This window comes from Mycoplana ramosa (genome assembly GCF_041930185.1).
Classification (GTDB): domain Bacteria; phylum Pseudomonadota; class Alphaproteobacteria; order Rhizobiales; family Rhizobiaceae; genus Mycoplana; species Mycoplana ramosa.
Window position 1 is genome coordinate 149,668 of the sequence record NZ_JBHEEW010000009.1, and the last position, 14,487, is coordinate 164,154.

A 14,487-nucleotide genomic window follows, 5' to 3' on the forward strand; every position below is an offset into this window, starting at 1 on the left:
ATGGTTAGAATTCGTCTGTGAAGTGATTTATATAGCATTATTTTTCTAAATAATCGCGATTCGTAATGCAGTATAAATATATTGGCATTGTATTCGTGGCAGCTCAACACCTAAAATAATTTATGAAGCATTATGATAACTTATATGGGTAATATGGAACCGAGTTAATCGAGAGGTCCTCCGAGTTACAATTCATTTTCTACGCCGACACGCAGTGATTCCTCGCCTGCCTTGCACGTTGTAGAGGCCACGATGTGCAACCCGGCCCGCCGATAGCTACATGGCATTCAAGTGGTGTCGGGAAGACATCTACTGAGTCGGTTCTCATGAACATACGCCAGTCATCGACCTAAGCCCGCAACAACGCCGTCCGCACCCAACCGTCAACAAGGCCGGCTGGCGCTGGTACGCCATCGATATGTAGTCACGGCTCGCCGCCCGACAGGGCACAGCAAATGCGCGGTTTCGACGGGGAATGGCCGTTGGGGATCACGCTACCTTTACTTCGAAGGAGCTTCAGCAATGAGCGGCATGGGCTCAGATTTCTCGCGCGACATCCCGCGCGGCATCGCCACGCGGTTTCTCAATCAGCAGAGCGTACCGCAGGCGCGGTGGCAGGACCCGGCGCAGTTGGCGCGGTCACCTGCTGTCGCATACGACTGTAACCGCCCCGGCGCGAGGGTGCTGGTCGGGGCGCTTGGTGAGTGCCTGATCGGCATTGAGGACAACCGCCATGTGCTGACCGTCGCCGGGTCGCGGGCGGGCAAGTCGGTGATGCTGGTCGCGAATTTGATGTTCTATCGCGGCAGCGTGCTGGCGCTCGATCCCAAGGGCGAACTGGCGAACCTGACCGCGCGCCGCCGTGCGGCGCTGGGGCAGGATGTGCATGTGCTGGACCCGTTTCTCACCTGCCGCGATCATGTGGCGCCGTACCGCAAGCGCTATAACCCGCTGGCGATGCTGCGCATCGACAGCGACACGGTGATCGAGGATGCGGGGATGATCGCCGACGCGCTGGTCGTGCCGTCGGCGGGCAAGGACCCGCACTGGGATGAGAGCGCGCGCAATTTCATCGAAGGGCTGATCCTGCATATCGCGAGCGACGCGTCGTTTGAGGGGCGGCGGACGCTGGTGACCCTGCGCGACCTGCTGCGCGATGCGATGATCGCCGCCGAAGGCGATGACGAGGTCTTCGCCCTCGAAGACGCGATGTTCGCCAATGCCGAACGCCTGTCGCGCAGCAGCGACACCGACGACCTTGCCAATGCGATCGAGAGCGCGGCGCGGGAGTTCTATGAGAAGCCCGACCGGGAGCGGGCGAGTGTGCTCTCGACCGCGCGGCGGCACACGAAGTTCCTGGATTACAAGGCGATGCGACGGGTGCTGTCGGGGCACGATTTCGACCTGGCCGACCTGAAGCGCGCGGCCAGAGGGCAGACGCTCTATCTCTGCCTGCCCGCCAGCCGCATGGGGCTGTGCAATCGCTGGCTACGCCTGTTCGTCAACCAGATGCTCGACGCGATGGAGCGCGAGCGCGCGAAGCCCGCCGCCCCGGTGCTGGTCTGCCTCGACGAGTTCCCGGTGCTGGGCCATATGCGCCAGCTGGAGGATGCGGCGGGACAGATCGCGTCGTTTGATGTGAAGCTGTGGGTGTTCCTGCAGGACTGGGGCCAGGGCAAGGCGCTGTATGGGGAACGCTGGGAGACGTTTGCCGGCAATGCCGGGGTGCTCCAGTTCTTCGGCAATAATGACCTGATGACGATGGAGTATGTCTCGCGCCGGCTCGGCAAGACGATGGTCGCCGTCACCCGCGAGGGCGAAGTCGGCCCGGACCAGAGTGCCGCCGGCCTGTCAGGACGCTCGGAGAGTATCGAGCTGCACGATTTGCTGACGCCGGAAGAAGTCAGCCGCCTGTTCGCGCGCGCCGACCGGCTGAAGCGGCAGCTGGTGATCTGGGCGGGCTACCACCCGATGATATTGCAGCGGGTGGAGTATTTCGACGCCACCAGCCCGCTGCATGCGCTGTTCGCCGGGAAGTATGACCCGGCCTAGCGGGCGCGGCGATCCTTGCGCGTTATGGACGCCGCGTCGCCTGCGGGCTGGGCGTGCGGGTTCTGGCGGTATTGTTGGTCGTAGAGATAGCGGCCCAGCACGGGATTGTCCGCCACCTCCACCGCGAGCGTGGCGGGGGTGCGGCCCTGCCGGTCCTTGCGGGTGAAGTCGCACGGCCCCGCCGCGATCATAAGCTTGAGGATCGCGACGGCGTTGCGGGCGGCGGCGTAGTGCACGGCGCTCAGGCCCGTATCCGGCTCCGGGTGGTCGAAGTCGCGATAGCCGTCGGCGATCATGCGCTTGACGGCCTCGACATTGCCGGTGCGCACCGCTTCGATGAAGGCGGGCGGCAGCGGGGTGCGGCGGGCTTCGGTGTCATCGCTCATCGCACCGGCTCCTGCCGCTCGAACCGCCAGCTGTTCCATTGCGCCCAGGCGGCGACAAGCTCCGGCAGTGCCGGTTCCCCCTGGGCGTCACCGCCGATACGGATCATGCCGCGCGGCGGGGCGAAGGGGCCGTGCTCCAATATGTGAAGCGCGCGGGCGCTGCCCCGCTCATCACTGTCGCCGGCCGGGAACAGGGTCCGCAGCGCACCCGCGCCGCTCAGCCGGTCGCGCACGAGGATCAGCGCCTGCCCGCCGGCAAGCGCCACGGCCCAGCCGTCGCAGCGGGTCATCGCGGTGCTGGCCACCTTGAAGAAGCGGCGCAGCTCCACCGGGTGGCGCGTATGGGTGCGGGCTGTTGTGACATGGGTGACTTCCTCCGCCTCCAGCGCGCCGCTGCCGTTAAGGGCGATGGTCAGGAGCCGGTATTCGTTACGCCCGCCCGGCGCGTGCCGCGCGGCAAGGTAATCGCCGCACAGCGCCTGCGGGTCGGGCAGGCTGCCATTGCCGAAGAAGGCGGCAAGGCCGTGCAGGATCTGCACCGGCGCCTCGGCCTGCTGAAGGTCGGCGTCGGTGAGGTAGCCCTTCTCTTTGAGGAATGAAGTGGTCGCGTCCAGCCGTTCGCGGCTCAGGACCTGCGTGCCGGCGGCGAAGCGGCGCAGCGCCTCGCCGAGCACGGCGAAGTCGTCTTCCCGGTCATAGAAGGATCGCGGCACGGACTCGGCATCGGCGATATCCAGCGCGACCTGGTGCCACGGGCGCTTGCGCCCGCCCATGCGGGTCTCACTGCGGTAGCGCAGCAGGCGGTCCCGCAGCCGCCTGATGATGGCATCTCCATACTCCATGTCCGGCTCCGCCCGACGCGGTTTGCGCGAGGAATATCCGCCGCAATCGCGCTTATTTTTTGCGCAGACACAGCAAAAGACAAGTCCTTACGAAGAAAGGAGCGCTGGCATGGCCCGCTATACATCGCCCTTCGACGGCGCGCCGTGGACGCGCCAGTATGAGGACGCCGACGGCAATCTCGCCTTCACCATCGAGGCGCGCGCGCTCACGCCCCTGCGCGCCCGGATCGCCGATGGCTGTGCCGGTGTGTGCATCGCCTATCACGTCGTGATGGGCGTGGTCTTCGGCATCCGCGAAGCCAATCCGTGGTGGACCATCGTAATGACCGGCGGCGCGCTTGCCGGCCAGGGCATCATCCGCAGCTGGATCGGGGAGATGTTCGAGCGCCGCGCGCTCATGACCATCACCACCGACAGTTTCGCGGTGCAGCGCCGCCGGTTCGGGCCGTGGGAGCGTTTCGACCGCCGCCACGCCCACCGCTTCGCCCTCGTGCCGCACGACAAGGCGCGGCGCGAGCAGGCAGAGCACGACTATGAGCAGCGCGTCGACCAGGCGCGGGGCCGGCCGCAATTCCGGACGCCCTACTACCAGGAGTCCTACATCGTCACCTTCGAATATCTCGGCCAGCGCCATGACCTCATGGCCGTCTATGGCCGCAAGACAGCCCTCGCGATCCTCGCCCGCCTCAAGGCGTGTGACGAGGTGGTCGAAGCGCAGGCGCGCAAGGGCAAGGGCGTGGCCCTCACCCCGGCGCAGGAATGGGGCGAACAGCCGGGCGACATCCCGGAGCACGCCTGAGGGAAAGGAGAAAGACCATGATCCATGACAGGAATGCCATGCAGCAGGCATGGCTGACCGAGCTTGACCCGCACTACATCCCCAGCCACCCGGCGGCGCTCGCCGCCAAGGCGGCGCGGGAGGTCGAGCGCGGCAGCCGCGCCCGCAGCGCGGCCCCGGCAGCGGGCGGTTCGTCAGCGCTCGGCTGGATCGTGACCGCGATGGTGCTGATCGCGCTCTGCGGCGGCGGCTGAGGTGCGCGCCGCAACATTGAAAGGCCGCCGCTCACGCGGCGGCCTCCTGCGGGCGGGCGAGCCCATGCAGGTAATCGATCGCGCGCTGCGCGTGCGCGGCGGCGGTGAAGACGGCGCGCTTGTCGTCCTTCAGCACCGCCAGCCAGTGCCCGATATAGGCGGCATGGTCGGCGCGATCCTCCAGCGCCAACCCAAGGTCGGCGCACAGGAACGCCGCACCCAGTTCGGCGACCAGCTCTTCGCGGGCGTAGCCGTCATCGCCGAAGCGCTTGCGCCCGAAGTCGCGATCAAGCCGCGTGGCATGGCGCGTCCAGTGCGTCGCCTCGTGGGCGAGTGTGGCGTAGTAAGCCTGCGCGTCGCGGAAGGCTTCGAAGGGCGGCATCTGGATGTAGTCCAGCGCCGGGCTGTAATAGGCGCTGTCGCCACCATGCCTGATATCGGCGCGCGTGGCCGCGAAGTAGGTTTCAGCGTCGGCGATGCGCTCATCGGGGTTACGGCTGCTCTCGGCGGGCGCGTAGAAGTGGCCCGGCAGGCCCTCGATCTGTTCGACGTTGAAGACCGTGTAGGCCTTGAGGAACGGCACGGTGCGTTCGATATCGTCGCCGGTGGCCTCATCCGTCTCGGCGCGGGTGATGGTGTTGGCGTAGACCACCGGCGATCCCTTCTCGCCCTTGCGGACATGGCCGCCCAGTTCGATCGCCTGGCGGAAGGTCATCCAGATCGGCGCGCTGAACGAGCCGCTCATCGCGGACGCCCACAGCGTCAGGACGTTGATGCCGGCATAAGGCTGGCCGTTGTGCCGAAGGGGCCGCGACACATGCCCGGCGGCGTGGGCGGCGTTCCAGGGCTGGGTCCAGGGTTTCACGCCCTGCTCAAGGGCTTCGATGATCTGGTTGGTGATGCGGCTGTAGATGTCCTGCCGCGGGGTTTGCGTTTTGTCCGACATGACCTGTCTCCTTTGCGTCGGGGGTTCCTCAAGACGCGGCAAGGAAGGACGGGCGACCGAGACGGACGGTCAGGCCCTAACACGGTCCCGGCGCAAGCGCCGGGAGTGGTGCGGGCGGGGTTTGAGCGGCCGGCGCGCCCGGCCAGGACTCGCGTCGATCCTTGAGGACCACCGCGCCTGAAGGAGCGGCAAAGGCAGGATGCAAAACGATCCGCGGCACGGGACCGCGCAGGGAAGGAGCAGGCAGATGATGAGCTATGAGCAATGGAAGGCGCTGAACCCGCGCCAGAGGGCGAAGACCCCCGCCGTCGCCGGCGGCTACCTGCGGCCCCAGCACTACGTCACGATCAGCCTCGATGCGGACCTCGCCGCCTGGCTGCTGGAAAACGTCGTCGGGCGGAGTTCATTCACCGCCGATATGGAGGAGACCGTCATCACCGCCCTGCGGATCATCAGGGGCGAGCTGGATGACAGCGTGCTGGACGCCATCAAGGCCCAGGCCGGGGTCTCGGGCCGCAGACGGAAAAGGCCATAACGAACGAAGGGACTTGCCACAAACTCGCCACACGCAGAAAAAGATCGCCTCGGACAATCGAGGTTTTCTGCGGGCTACAGCGGATTCTGAAAGTGGCGGGATGTGGCGCGTTTTTGGCGGTTATGAAAACGAAATCTGCCGCTAACTGCTTGATTTTAAAGTGGTGCCCAGGGACGGAATCGAACCGCCGACACGGGGATTTTCAATCCCCGAAAAACGTCGATTAAGCGATTGATATACAAAGATACTGCTAAGCGCTTGCCACAAATTCGCCACACGCAGAAAGTTGAGCGGCAATTATGTTGGCTCTTTCGGCTCGCAAATGCGTGTGATCCGAGAACAAATGGCCGTAGACGTCGAAGGTTATCTTGACGGAAGAATGCCCCATCAGCGCCTGTACTTCTTTCGGTGTCGCGCCGCTATGAATTTCCAGGGATGCGCGCACGTGCCGCAACGACTTGAGCGGATAGCGCGGCCGCCCCGCGGAATCGACGATCCCACAGGCGCGCTGCAACACGTACCAGCCGCGATTGGTGATGTTGCCGTGGCTCTCGACCATGCCGGTTCCGGTCGGGAAGACCAGATCAAACTCGCTGTGCGGGCAGTGGGCTTTCCAGGCCCGCAGAGCATCGATGACGAGGTCCGGCATATGAATGGTCCGGTAGGAGGATGCTGACTTCGGCAGTCCGATCTCCCGCGTCTCCGTGGCATCCTGCGAAACAGTGATCGTACGCTTCTCGAAGTTCACGTCCCTCCAGGGCAGGCCGATCACTTCGCAAGGACGCATGCCGGAGTAAGCCAAAACAAGAAAAAACGGTTCGTATCGCGCCCAGGCTTTCTCTGTTTGCCGATTGGCGCTTTTTCTCAACTCATGCGCCTTAGCCAACAAGGCCCGCACCTCTGCGAGGCTGGGGATCGCCATATCTTCCTTCTTTTCGTGACGCTGCGAGATCAGAATGGCCGTGCTCTCTGCGGGGTCACTCCGAAGCCGCCCATCAGTCCGGGCTTGCGCCAGTATCGACTTGAAGGAAGTCAGTATTTTCTTTGCGTACTTGCGCGAAAAATCCCGCAGGAGATTGTCACGAAACTCATCGCACATGACCGGCGTCAACTGGTTCAGGCGGACATTGCCGATCTTGGCCGCGATGATCTCGACGTGCTCACGGTACTTTCTCAGCGTCGAACCTTCTACGGGCTCGCGACCCTTGCGGCCTGTATTCTCGCACACATCCAGCCAACGGCTGGCCGCTTCGGAAACAGTGACCGTATCGCGATCATGGAGGAAATCATGATGACCGAGCGTCGCCACAAAGGCGTCGGCGTCCATGCGCCGCGCGAAAGATTTATAGCGGATATGCCCTGACACCGGCTCTTTGTACCGGACCTGCCAGCCAACGCCGGATCGCCCTTTTCTCTTTCTGATGTCTGCCATAATGAAACAATTTTTTTTGTTATATCTGCAATATAGAACAAAAAGTGAACTTATAAGTCAATCCTTATTTCTGTATTGATTCTCCGCGTCTATTTGCAGCTGCCGGTAGATATTCACCAGCGTGCCGCGCTCGATCTTCAGGGTTCCTTCGATGGGATCGACGAAGAAGGGAAGCTTGCGGCGCCCGGCGGCATCCTTGTCGGCGGCCCGCTTCATCTGGCGCGGGGTCAGTTCGACCCCCATTTCGGCCAGCACCTGCCGCGCCTGTTCAAGGCCGATATAATGCGGCGGCATTTGCATCCGCGCCCCCTTTTCTCCTGTCTCCCCTGCGTCTTGTCGCTACCGCGGATCGTACTCGTCGGCGGCGGAGCGATAGGCGCCTTTCTTCGTCACTTTCTCCACGCGACGGCCAAGCTTGTTGCGCGCGACGATTTTCTCGCCGAGCCCGTCAGTCGGATTGATGAACAGGACCGCACCGAACGAATGGCGCAGCCTGTACTCATCCTCGATTTCATGGAGGGTTTCGAAGAGCGCCTGACGCAGTTCGGCGAGGCTCATCTCGCCGAGTATTCTTATCTGCATCCAAACACTCAAAATAATCGTCATTAGAAATCACTCTCAATATTCTTAAATTATATCGCGGCCTCCGCGCTCCAATCAAATTTTTTGAAACCCTCAAACCCGCACAAACGCTGGGCTTTGCGCGTGCTGCGCCTGTCGCCACGCATGCAACGGCCGTGATCCGCGCCCGTCGCCGCCGCGACGCTGCGCGCCTTCTTCTTCCCGCTACTTCTCTCCGCCCGACCACAGGGACCTCATCCGTCGATGATGTGTGTGACCGGGGCCGTTGAGGCCCTGATGGTCGGGGCCTCCGAGAAGAAGGAGAATGCGATGTCCCGCATCATCACTGTCAGCGAACTCAGCCACAAATCCCTGGCCGAACTGCATGTCCTGTACCGTCAGGTGCAGCTTGCACTGGCCCAGGCGCAACCGGGCACGGAGGCGCACCGTCACGCGGTCGCGAGCCTCGATGCCGTCAGCCGGATGATCAGCCTGCGGCAGCAGGCGCCCGCGCCACGGTTCTAATGCCGGCCTACCGGCCCGGTTGCCGCCGGGCCGGTTTCGCGGGGTTTCGGCGAGGATTGGCCCGCCGGAGCACCGCTATCTTCTTTTCAGAGGAAAGGAGATCGGGATGCAGTGTTCTCACCATCGGGAAATGATGACCATCGAGGTCACCGTGCCGCCCTGCCAGGTGGCACAAGCCCGTGCGCTTCTGGCGCGGATGGGCCTGCCTGCCACGGAAGAGAATATCCGCTGGCACTTTGCCATGTTCTTCAATCAGGTCTGGGATCAGGCCTGTTTCATTCATCGTCAGCGGGGCGACCGCTGCGATCCGGGCGGCGGACCACTCGGCCCGGACGACGAAGAGCCGGAATATTGAGCGTAACCGAAGGCCCGCATCTCAGGATGCGGGCCTTCTTCATTATGACGCCGCGCATTTCCACGCGCTTTCCCCGTGAAAACCCGCCCGTCGCCGACCGCATATTCGTCTCATGAGACAGGAGGCGAATATGGACGGTCATCGACAGGAGCGCTCCGGTGCCGTGCCGGCGGAATTTGTACGCTGGGCGCGGAACTACCTGCGCGCCCGCAACGAGCGCGCTACCAGCACCCGCATTAACGCCATGTACGACGCTGTGAGCCTGGTGCTCGGGCTGACGGCGGCGGCGCATTCGCCCGAAGCGTACGAACGCGCCTGGGAGGCCTATTGCGACGGGCTGGGCGCGATCAGCCGCGAACGCGGCCTGGAGCGCCATCCGCACCGTCATCGCGGCGCGGCGAACGACAACTGAACCGGCCGGCGGCTGGGCTGCCGGCTTCCCACTAATACCGAGGACGATGAGATGCGCGGGCATATGTCCAGCGATCGCCGGGCTTTGCGTGCCGATGCGGCCATTGCCGCATCGGGCGCGCACCCGCATGCGTCCGCGGATATGCGCGTCACCAGCACGCTGGGCGGAGATTATCCGGTCAGTGACGAAGAACTGGCCGTTCTCGAAGCCTTCCTGATGCCGGCGCTCGCGCGCCTTTTCGACGACGGCAAGCTTAAACCAGACTCGAAACAGCCGCAAAGGCCTGCCATACAGGATGAAGACTGTATCGATACGGAAATACGGTCATGACACGGCATAGTGCACCATCGTCAACCAATGCAGCGCCGCTGCGCGCTGCGCTCTATATGCGCGTGTCCACCGGGCGGCAGGCGGAAAGCGACCTGTCGATCCCCGACCAGCGGCGGCAGATGACGGCGTTCTGCGCGACGCGCGGCTGGGAGGTGGCGGCGGAGTTTGTCGATGCGGGCCTGTCCGGCACGGATGACAACCGGCCGCAGCTCCAGCGCCTGCTCGATATCGCCACGGCGGGCGGCTCACCCTTCGATGCCGTCGTCGTCCATAGCTTCAGCCGCTTCGCCCGCGATCACTTCGCGCTCGAATATCATGTGCGCCGCCTGCGCAAGCACGGCATCCGCCTTGTCAGCATCGCGCAGGATTTGGGTGACGACCCGATGAGCGTGATGGTGCGGCAGGTCTTCGCGCTGTTCGACGAGTACCAGTCCAAGGAAAACGCCAAGCACGTCCTGCGCGCGATGCAGGAAAACGCCCGGCAGGGCTTCTGGAACGGCGCGGCGGCCCCCTACGGCTATGCCATCGTGGCCGCCGGTCAGCGCGGGGCGAAGACCAAGAAGAAGCTCGCGATCGACCCGGTCGAGGCCGAGACCGTGCGGCTGATCTTCCGGCTGTTCATCGAGGGCGACGGCACGTCCGGCCCGATGGGCGTGAAGGCGGTCGCCGCATGGCTGAACGAACACGGCCATCGCACCCGCCGCGGCGCGCGCTGGGGCATCGGGCCGCTGCACAAGCTCATCACCAGCACGGTCTACAAGGGCGAGTATCGCTTCAACCAGAAAGCCTGGAAGACGAAAGAGCAGAAGCCGGCGGACGAACAGGTCGCCGTGCCGGTCGACCCGATCATCGACCCGGCGACCTTCGACCGGCTGCAAAAGATGCTGAAGACCCGCAACCCGAAGGTGACACCGCCGCGCACCGTGACCGGGCCGATCCTGCTGACCGGCCTTGCCACCTGCGCCAGCTGCGGCGGCGGCATGACCCTGCGCACCGGCAAGTCAGGGCGCTATCGCTACTATGCCTGCGCCACCTGCGCGCAGAAGGGCAAGAGCGCCTGCAAGGGCCGCGCGATCCCGATGGACCGACTCGACAGCATCGTTACGGAAAGGCTCGCTGCCGACCTGCTGACACCCTCAAGGGTCCACACCCTTCTGGAAGCCCTGCTGGAGCGGCAGGCGGCCCGCAAAAGCGACCATGCCGAACGGGTGGCGGCGCTGCGGACCAAACTGCTCGAAGCCGAGGGCCGGCTCAGCCGCCTCTATCAGGCCATCGAGACCGGCATCGCCGACCCCGCCGACCCTACTCTCAAAGACCGGATTGAAATGTTGCGCACCGAGCGCGACATCGCCCAGGCGACACTCGACCGGGCGCTCACCGAAATGCGCCCGGAGGCACGGATCACGCAGGAGAAGATTCAGGCTTTCACCGAAACCATGCGCGCCAACATCTGTGACGGCCCGGTCCCGTTCCGCCGCGCCTATCTGCGCGCCATGATCGACAATGTCGAAGTCGACGACACGGAAATCCGCATCCACGGCCGGAAAACCGTTCTGGAACGCTTGGTTATGGGAAGCGGAGCAACTGCGGCCGGAGTGCCCAGTTTTGTTCGTAAATGGCGCACCCGACAGGATTCGAACCTGTGACCTTTGGAATCGGAATCCAACACTCTATCCAGCTGAGCTACGGGTGCCTGCCGCAGGGGCGATGACTCGCCCCGTCCGATGTGGGGTTCTTAACCCAGGAATGGCCGGGCATCAATCGTGAAAATTCGCAAATCCCTCGACAATCAACGGTCGGCATGATGAGCCCGGTCAGACGGCGGCGCCCGCGGCGGCGTCCATCGCGGCCGTCAGCCGGCTGTCGCCGCCCGTCGAGCCTGCGCGTTGGGCGATCGGGCTCCCGCGGATCGATTGGGCGTGAGCCTCCGGCGTCGCGGCGCCAGGGGCCAGGGCGCCTCTTTTTCGAAGGGGGCCTGTCAAGTTGTTGCCATGGTCGGGCGCCCCGGCAGTGCTGGGGCGTGCTGCCTCAGCCGATCGCGATCTGCCGCTTTTCCTGGACGGATCTGAGCGCGGCGTCGGCGATTTCCAGGGCCGCCAACCCGTCGGCGCCGGAGGGCGAGAGCGGCGCGCCCGATTCGACGGCGGCGATGAAGCTTTTGATCTCGTTGGCATAGGCCTCGGTGTAGCGGGTCATGAAGAAGTCGTGCAGCGGCGGGCGAGTATAGCCGTCGGCATTGGCCAGCTCGATCGACACCGGCCGCTGGTTCTCGGCGCAGACCATGCCCTTCGAGCCGTGCACTTCGATGCGCTGGTCATAGCCGTAGGTCGCGCGGCGCGAATTGGAGATGATCGCCTGCTTGCCGGACGCCGTCTGCAGGATCACCGAGACGCTGTCGTAGTCGCCGGCCGCGCCGATCGCCTGGTCCACCAGCACGGCGGCGGTGGCGCAAACGGAGACCGGTTCCTCACCCAGCAGGAAGCGCGCCATGTCGAAGTCGTGGATCGTCATGTCGCGGAAAATGCCGCCGGAGCGCTTGATATAGTCGACCGGCGGCGCGCCGGGGTCGCGGGAGGTGATCGTCACCATCTCGACCGCGCCGATCCGCCCCTCGTCGATCGCCTTGCGCACGGCCATGAAATGCGGATCGAAGCGCCGGTTGAAGCCAACCATCAGCTTGCCCCTGGTCCCGGTCACCACCTTGATGCAGGCGCGGACGCGATCGACGTCAAGGTCGATCGGCTTTTCACAGAAGACCGCCTTTCCGGCACGCGCGAATCGTTCGATCAGGTCGGCATGCGTATCCGTCGGCGTGCAGATGACGACCGCGTCGATGTCCCTGGCCGCCTCGATCTCCTCGATCGTGCGCACCTGGCAGCCATATTGGCCGGCGATTGCTGCGGCCGCGGCCGGCAAGGCGTCTGCGACCGCGATCAGGAGCGCGTCGGGGTTGCCGGTCACCGCCCTGGCGTGAACCTTGCCGATACGGCCTGCGCCGAGAAGCCCAAATCTCACAGTCATGTCCATACCCTCTTTTGGCCGGTCGTCCGTGCCGGGTGAGGGGCCGAGAACGCGCTACCCCGGTCGCGCCCGCGTTTGGTCGCGGAGTTGGAGCCGCTACTCGGTCGACGCACGCCAAATGTGCGGAACGCGTGAACCGAATGCGATTACATTTGGAATTTTTATTCCATCCGATGGCCGACCCGTCAAGCGTTTCCTGCCACGGCCGTGCGGTTTGCTTTCCGCACGAAACGCCCTAAAAATGTGACGCACAGAAGCCGGAGGCACCCCGTGAAGTTCATCGACCCCGCCCACCCGTTCTATCGCCCGCTCTGGGTCAGGTTGCTGCTGGTCGGGCTGTGCGCTGGCTGGACGGCGGTCGAATACCACAACGGCCAGCAGATGTGGGGTCTGATCTTTCTCGTCATGACCGCCTATGCATTTGCGCAGCTTCTGCTGTTCTACAAGCCCGCCGATCCTGCCGAGAGGGCACCGGAGGAAGACGGTCAAAAGTAGACCTTCGCGCGCTTGTCCGCGCCGCCGGTTTTCCCTTTCCGGGAGCCGGCTTCAGCGTTCAAGGCCGATTGCTTCCTCCGCCTGCAACCGTCGCAGCGTTTCGTCGAGCAGCATGTTGGCGATGGTCATTCGGCGCGTCGCGTTCGCCCTCAATTCGGCCGGAACGCAGTCGGGGTGGTTGTCGCGGGCGAACGCTCGGCGCAGCGCGACGAGCTCGGCGCGTGTCTCCCGGCCGGTCAGCCCGAGATCGGCGGCAACGTCTTCCGGCGCGGTGCGCAGCAGGTGTGGCGGCGGGCGAGGCGGGACAAAAGGTTGCGGTGCCACCATTTCCTGACCGCTGTCGTCGAAGACGGTCCTATAGGCGGCAGCGGCAGCGGCATGGTTTGCCGAGGTATAGGCAGAGCCGGCTGCGAAGACGAAGGGCGTAGAGGGGGCGACGGCCGTCGGGGCAAGGCTCGCCTTGCCATCTGCCGCCGCCTCGGCTTCCTGCGCCTCCGCCTTCAGGCGTTCCAGCACGGTTTCAAAGACGCTTCTGCCGAACACGGGTCCTCCTCAGGCCTGCGCACGGTCGGGGAAGAGCATCCGGGCGCGCTGCAGAATCAGATCATAGAACAGCTTCGCGCTTGGCGGCAGCGCCCGACCCTTCACGGCGATCAGGCTGTAGGGCTTGATGTCGATGTCGAAGTCGGTGTCCAGGATGCGCACCTCGCCGGGACCGCCACCCTTTTGCGTGACGAATTCGGCCATGTCGCGGGCGATCGGCGCGACGGCGTTGGAGGAGCAGACAAGCGCAACGGTCAGCAGCAGCGAGGCGGTGTTGACCACCGTCGTCGGCAGCGGGACGCCTGCGGCGATGAACAGCTCCTCCACGCGGCGGCGCAGAAGCGTGCCGGGCGGCTGGAACACCCAGTCGTAGGCCGGCAGGTCCGAAAGTGACACGACCGGCTTTTCCAGCAGCGGATGGCCGCGGCGCGCGATCAGGCAGGCCTTCTCGATGCCGATCTCCTGGACGTTGAAGAGGCGCGGATCGAGATCGTCGGGCACTCGGGCGATGATGAAGTCATGCTTGGCCGACAGCAGTTCGCGCGCCAGCACGTTGCTCGTTTCGATGCGGACATTGACCTCGATCCCCGGATAGGCGGCGCTGACCTGCTGGACCGCCGGCACCGCAAGGCTGATCGCCGGTGCGGTCACGGTGCCGAGGAAGACGGTGCCGCCGGCGCCTGATTTCAGCGCGGTGATCTCCCGGTCGACCTCGTGCAGTTCGAGCAGGATGCTCCTTGCACGCCGGGCAAAGGCCCGTCCGAATTGCGTCAGTTCCACGCCGCGCGAGGCGCGCTCGCACAGCTGGGCCTTAAGGATCCCCTCCATTTCCGTCAGCATCCGCGAGGCGGCGGGCTGGGAAATGTTGAGGGCCGCGGCGGCGGCGCTGATCTGCCTGTGGTCGTCGATCGCGACGATCATCCGCAGATGGTTGAGTTTCAGGCCGGAGCGCAGCAGGCCGAGCCCGAATTGTTCCTCGCTCGGCTTTTCCGGCAATGGGGTGTCGATGTCGTGCAGCAA

Annotated in this window: 19 protein-coding genes and 1 tRNA gene; 10 read left to right on the top strand and 10 right to left on the bottom strand. The window is 64.5% G+C overall.

The features are described from left to right. The first annotated feature begins 522 nt into the window (after positions 1–522). Entirely contained in the window at positions 523–2,052 is a 1,530-nt protein-coding gene (locus JNC62_RS13445) for a type IV secretory system conjugative DNA transfer family protein (protein ID WP_374839521.1), read from the top strand. Here the strand turns inward: JNC62_RS13445 and JNC62_RS13450 are convergent. Both JNC62_RS13450 and JNC62_RS13455 read right to left on the bottom strand, forming a co-directional pair. Then, the gene (locus JNC62_RS13450) at positions 2,049–2,438 is read right to left on the bottom strand and encodes an ankyrin repeat domain-containing protein (protein WP_374839522.1); all 390 of its coding nucleotides are present in this window, start codon (positions 2,436–2,438) and stop codon (positions 2,049–2,051) included. The two genes, JNC62_RS13445 and JNC62_RS13450, sit on opposite strands and share 4 nt — an antisense overlap. Further along, on the bottom strand, positions 2,435–3,280 hold the full coding sequence (locus JNC62_RS13455) for a cupin domain-containing protein (RefSeq protein ID WP_374839523.1): 846 nt from the start codon (positions 3,278–3,280) through the stop codon (positions 2,435–2,437). The genes JNC62_RS13450 and JNC62_RS13455 overlap by 4 nt, the downstream gene beginning before the upstream one ends. 109 nt (positions 3,281–3,389) lie before the next feature. Here JNC62_RS13455 and JNC62_RS13460 point away from each other — a divergent pair, with 109 nt between their 5' ends. Then, positions 3,390–4,079, top strand: coding sequence for a hypothetical protein (locus JNC62_RS13460; protein ID WP_374839524.1), 690 nt, complete (start codon positions 3,390–3,392; stop codon positions 4,077–4,079). A 17-nt stretch (positions 4,080–4,096) separates the two neighbouring features. Continuing rightward, entirely contained in the window at positions 4,097–4,312 is a 216-nt protein-coding gene (locus JNC62_RS13465) for a hypothetical protein (protein WP_374839525.1), read from the top strand. A 31-nt stretch (positions 4,313–4,343) separates the two neighbouring features. Here JNC62_RS13465 and JNC62_RS13470 read toward each other — a convergent pair whose 3' ends face one another. Continuing rightward, on the bottom strand, positions 4,344–5,258 hold the full coding sequence (locus tag JNC62_RS13470) for an ArdC family protein (RefSeq protein WP_374839526.1): 915 nt from the start codon (positions 5,256–5,258) through the stop codon (positions 4,344–4,346). 247 nt (positions 5,259–5,505) lie between these two features. Here JNC62_RS13470 and JNC62_RS13475 point away from each other — a divergent pair, with 247 nt between their 5' ends. After that, entirely contained in the window at positions 5,506–5,793 is a 288-nt protein-coding gene (locus JNC62_RS13475; protein ID WP_374839527.1) for a hypothetical protein, read from the top strand. Between the two features lie 250 nt (positions 5,794–6,043). On the opposite strand, the gene JNC62_RS13480 is transcribed toward JNC62_RS13475, so the two are convergent. From JNC62_RS13480 to JNC62_RS13490, 3 genes are read right to left on the bottom strand one after another with little or no spacing between them, the layout of a single operon-like run. Then, positions 6,044–7,225: a tyrosine-type recombinase/integrase gene (locus JNC62_RS13480; RefSeq protein WP_374839528.1), complete on the bottom strand. Its 1,182-nt coding sequence runs from the start codon at positions 7,223–7,225 to the stop codon at positions 6,044–6,046. Between the two features lie 57 nt (positions 7,226–7,282). After that, on the bottom strand, positions 7,283–7,525 hold the full coding sequence (locus JNC62_RS13485) for a hypothetical protein (RefSeq protein WP_369986443.1): 243 nt from the start codon (positions 7,523–7,525) through the stop codon (positions 7,283–7,285). Positions 7,526–7,564: 39 nt separating this feature from the next. Beyond that, the gene (locus JNC62_RS13490) at positions 7,565–7,807 is read right to left on the bottom strand and encodes a hypothetical protein (RefSeq protein WP_369986444.1); all 243 of its coding nucleotides are present in this window, start codon (positions 7,805–7,807) and stop codon (positions 7,565–7,567) included. A 309-nt stretch (positions 7,808–8,116) separates the two neighbouring features. Between JNC62_RS13490 and JNC62_RS13495 the strand changes: the two genes are divergently transcribed. The 5 genes from JNC62_RS13495 to JNC62_RS13515 all read left to right on the top strand — a co-directional run bounded on the left by JNC62_RS13495 (position 8,117) and on the right by JNC62_RS13515 (position 11,054). Further along, entirely contained in the window at positions 8,117–8,311 is a 195-nt protein-coding gene (locus JNC62_RS13495) for a hypothetical protein (protein WP_374839529.1), read from the top strand. 133 nt (positions 8,312–8,444) lie between these two features. Further along, positions 8,445–8,666, top strand: a complete 222-nt coding sequence (locus JNC62_RS13500) for a hypothetical protein (protein WP_374839530.1) — start codon at positions 8,445–8,447, stop codon at positions 8,664–8,666. A 130-nt stretch (positions 8,667–8,796) separates the two neighbouring features. Then, on the top strand, positions 8,797–9,078 hold the full coding sequence (locus JNC62_RS13505) for a hypothetical protein (protein WP_374839531.1): 282 nt from the start codon (positions 8,797–8,799) through the stop codon (positions 9,076–9,078). Positions 9,079–9,129: 51 nt separating this feature from the next. Continuing rightward, positions 9,130–9,408, top strand: coding sequence for a hypothetical protein (locus tag JNC62_RS13510; RefSeq protein WP_374839532.1), 279 nt, complete (start codon positions 9,130–9,132; stop codon positions 9,406–9,408). Further along, the gene (locus tag JNC62_RS13515; protein ID WP_374839533.1) at positions 9,405–11,054 is read left to right on the top strand and encodes a recombinase family protein; all 1,650 of its coding nucleotides are present in this window, start codon (positions 9,405–9,407) and stop codon (positions 11,052–11,054) included. The genes JNC62_RS13510 and JNC62_RS13515 overlap by 4 nt, the downstream gene beginning before the upstream one ends. On the opposite strand, the gene JNC62_RS13520 is transcribed toward JNC62_RS13515, so the two are convergent. Further along, positions 11,025–11,101: transfer RNA gene (locus JNC62_RS13520), tRNA-Arg, on the bottom strand. The two genes, JNC62_RS13515 and JNC62_RS13520, sit on opposite strands and share 30 nt — an antisense overlap. A 335-nt stretch (positions 11,102–11,436) precedes the next feature. Further along, positions 11,437–12,429 (bottom strand): inositol 2-dehydrogenase, encoded by a 993-nt coding sequence (gene iolG / locus JNC62_RS13525; protein ID WP_374839534.1) that lies wholly within the window; start codon positions 12,427–12,429, stop codon positions 11,437–11,439. 270 nt (positions 12,430–12,699) lie between these two features. On the opposite strand from iolG, the gene JNC62_RS13530 reads away from it, so the two are divergent. Next, positions 12,700–12,924, top strand: coding sequence for a hypothetical protein (locus JNC62_RS13530; protein ID WP_374839535.1), 225 nt, complete (start codon positions 12,700–12,702; stop codon positions 12,922–12,924). A 51-nt stretch (positions 12,925–12,975) separates the two neighbouring features. Here JNC62_RS13530 and JNC62_RS13535 read toward each other — a convergent pair whose 3' ends face one another. Continuing rightward, positions 12,976–13,467 (bottom strand): hypothetical protein, encoded by a 492-nt coding sequence (locus JNC62_RS13535; RefSeq protein ID WP_374839536.1) that lies wholly within the window; start codon positions 13,465–13,467, stop codon positions 12,976–12,978. A gap of 9 nt (positions 13,468–13,476) precedes the next feature. Further along, positions 13,477–14,484 carry a LysR family transcriptional regulator gene (locus tag JNC62_RS13540; RefSeq protein WP_374839594.1) on the bottom strand — a complete coding sequence of 336 codons (1,008 nt, stop codon included), beginning with the start codon at positions 14,482–14,484 and terminating at the stop codon, positions 13,477–13,479. Positions 14,485–14,487: the final 3 nt, after the last annotated feature.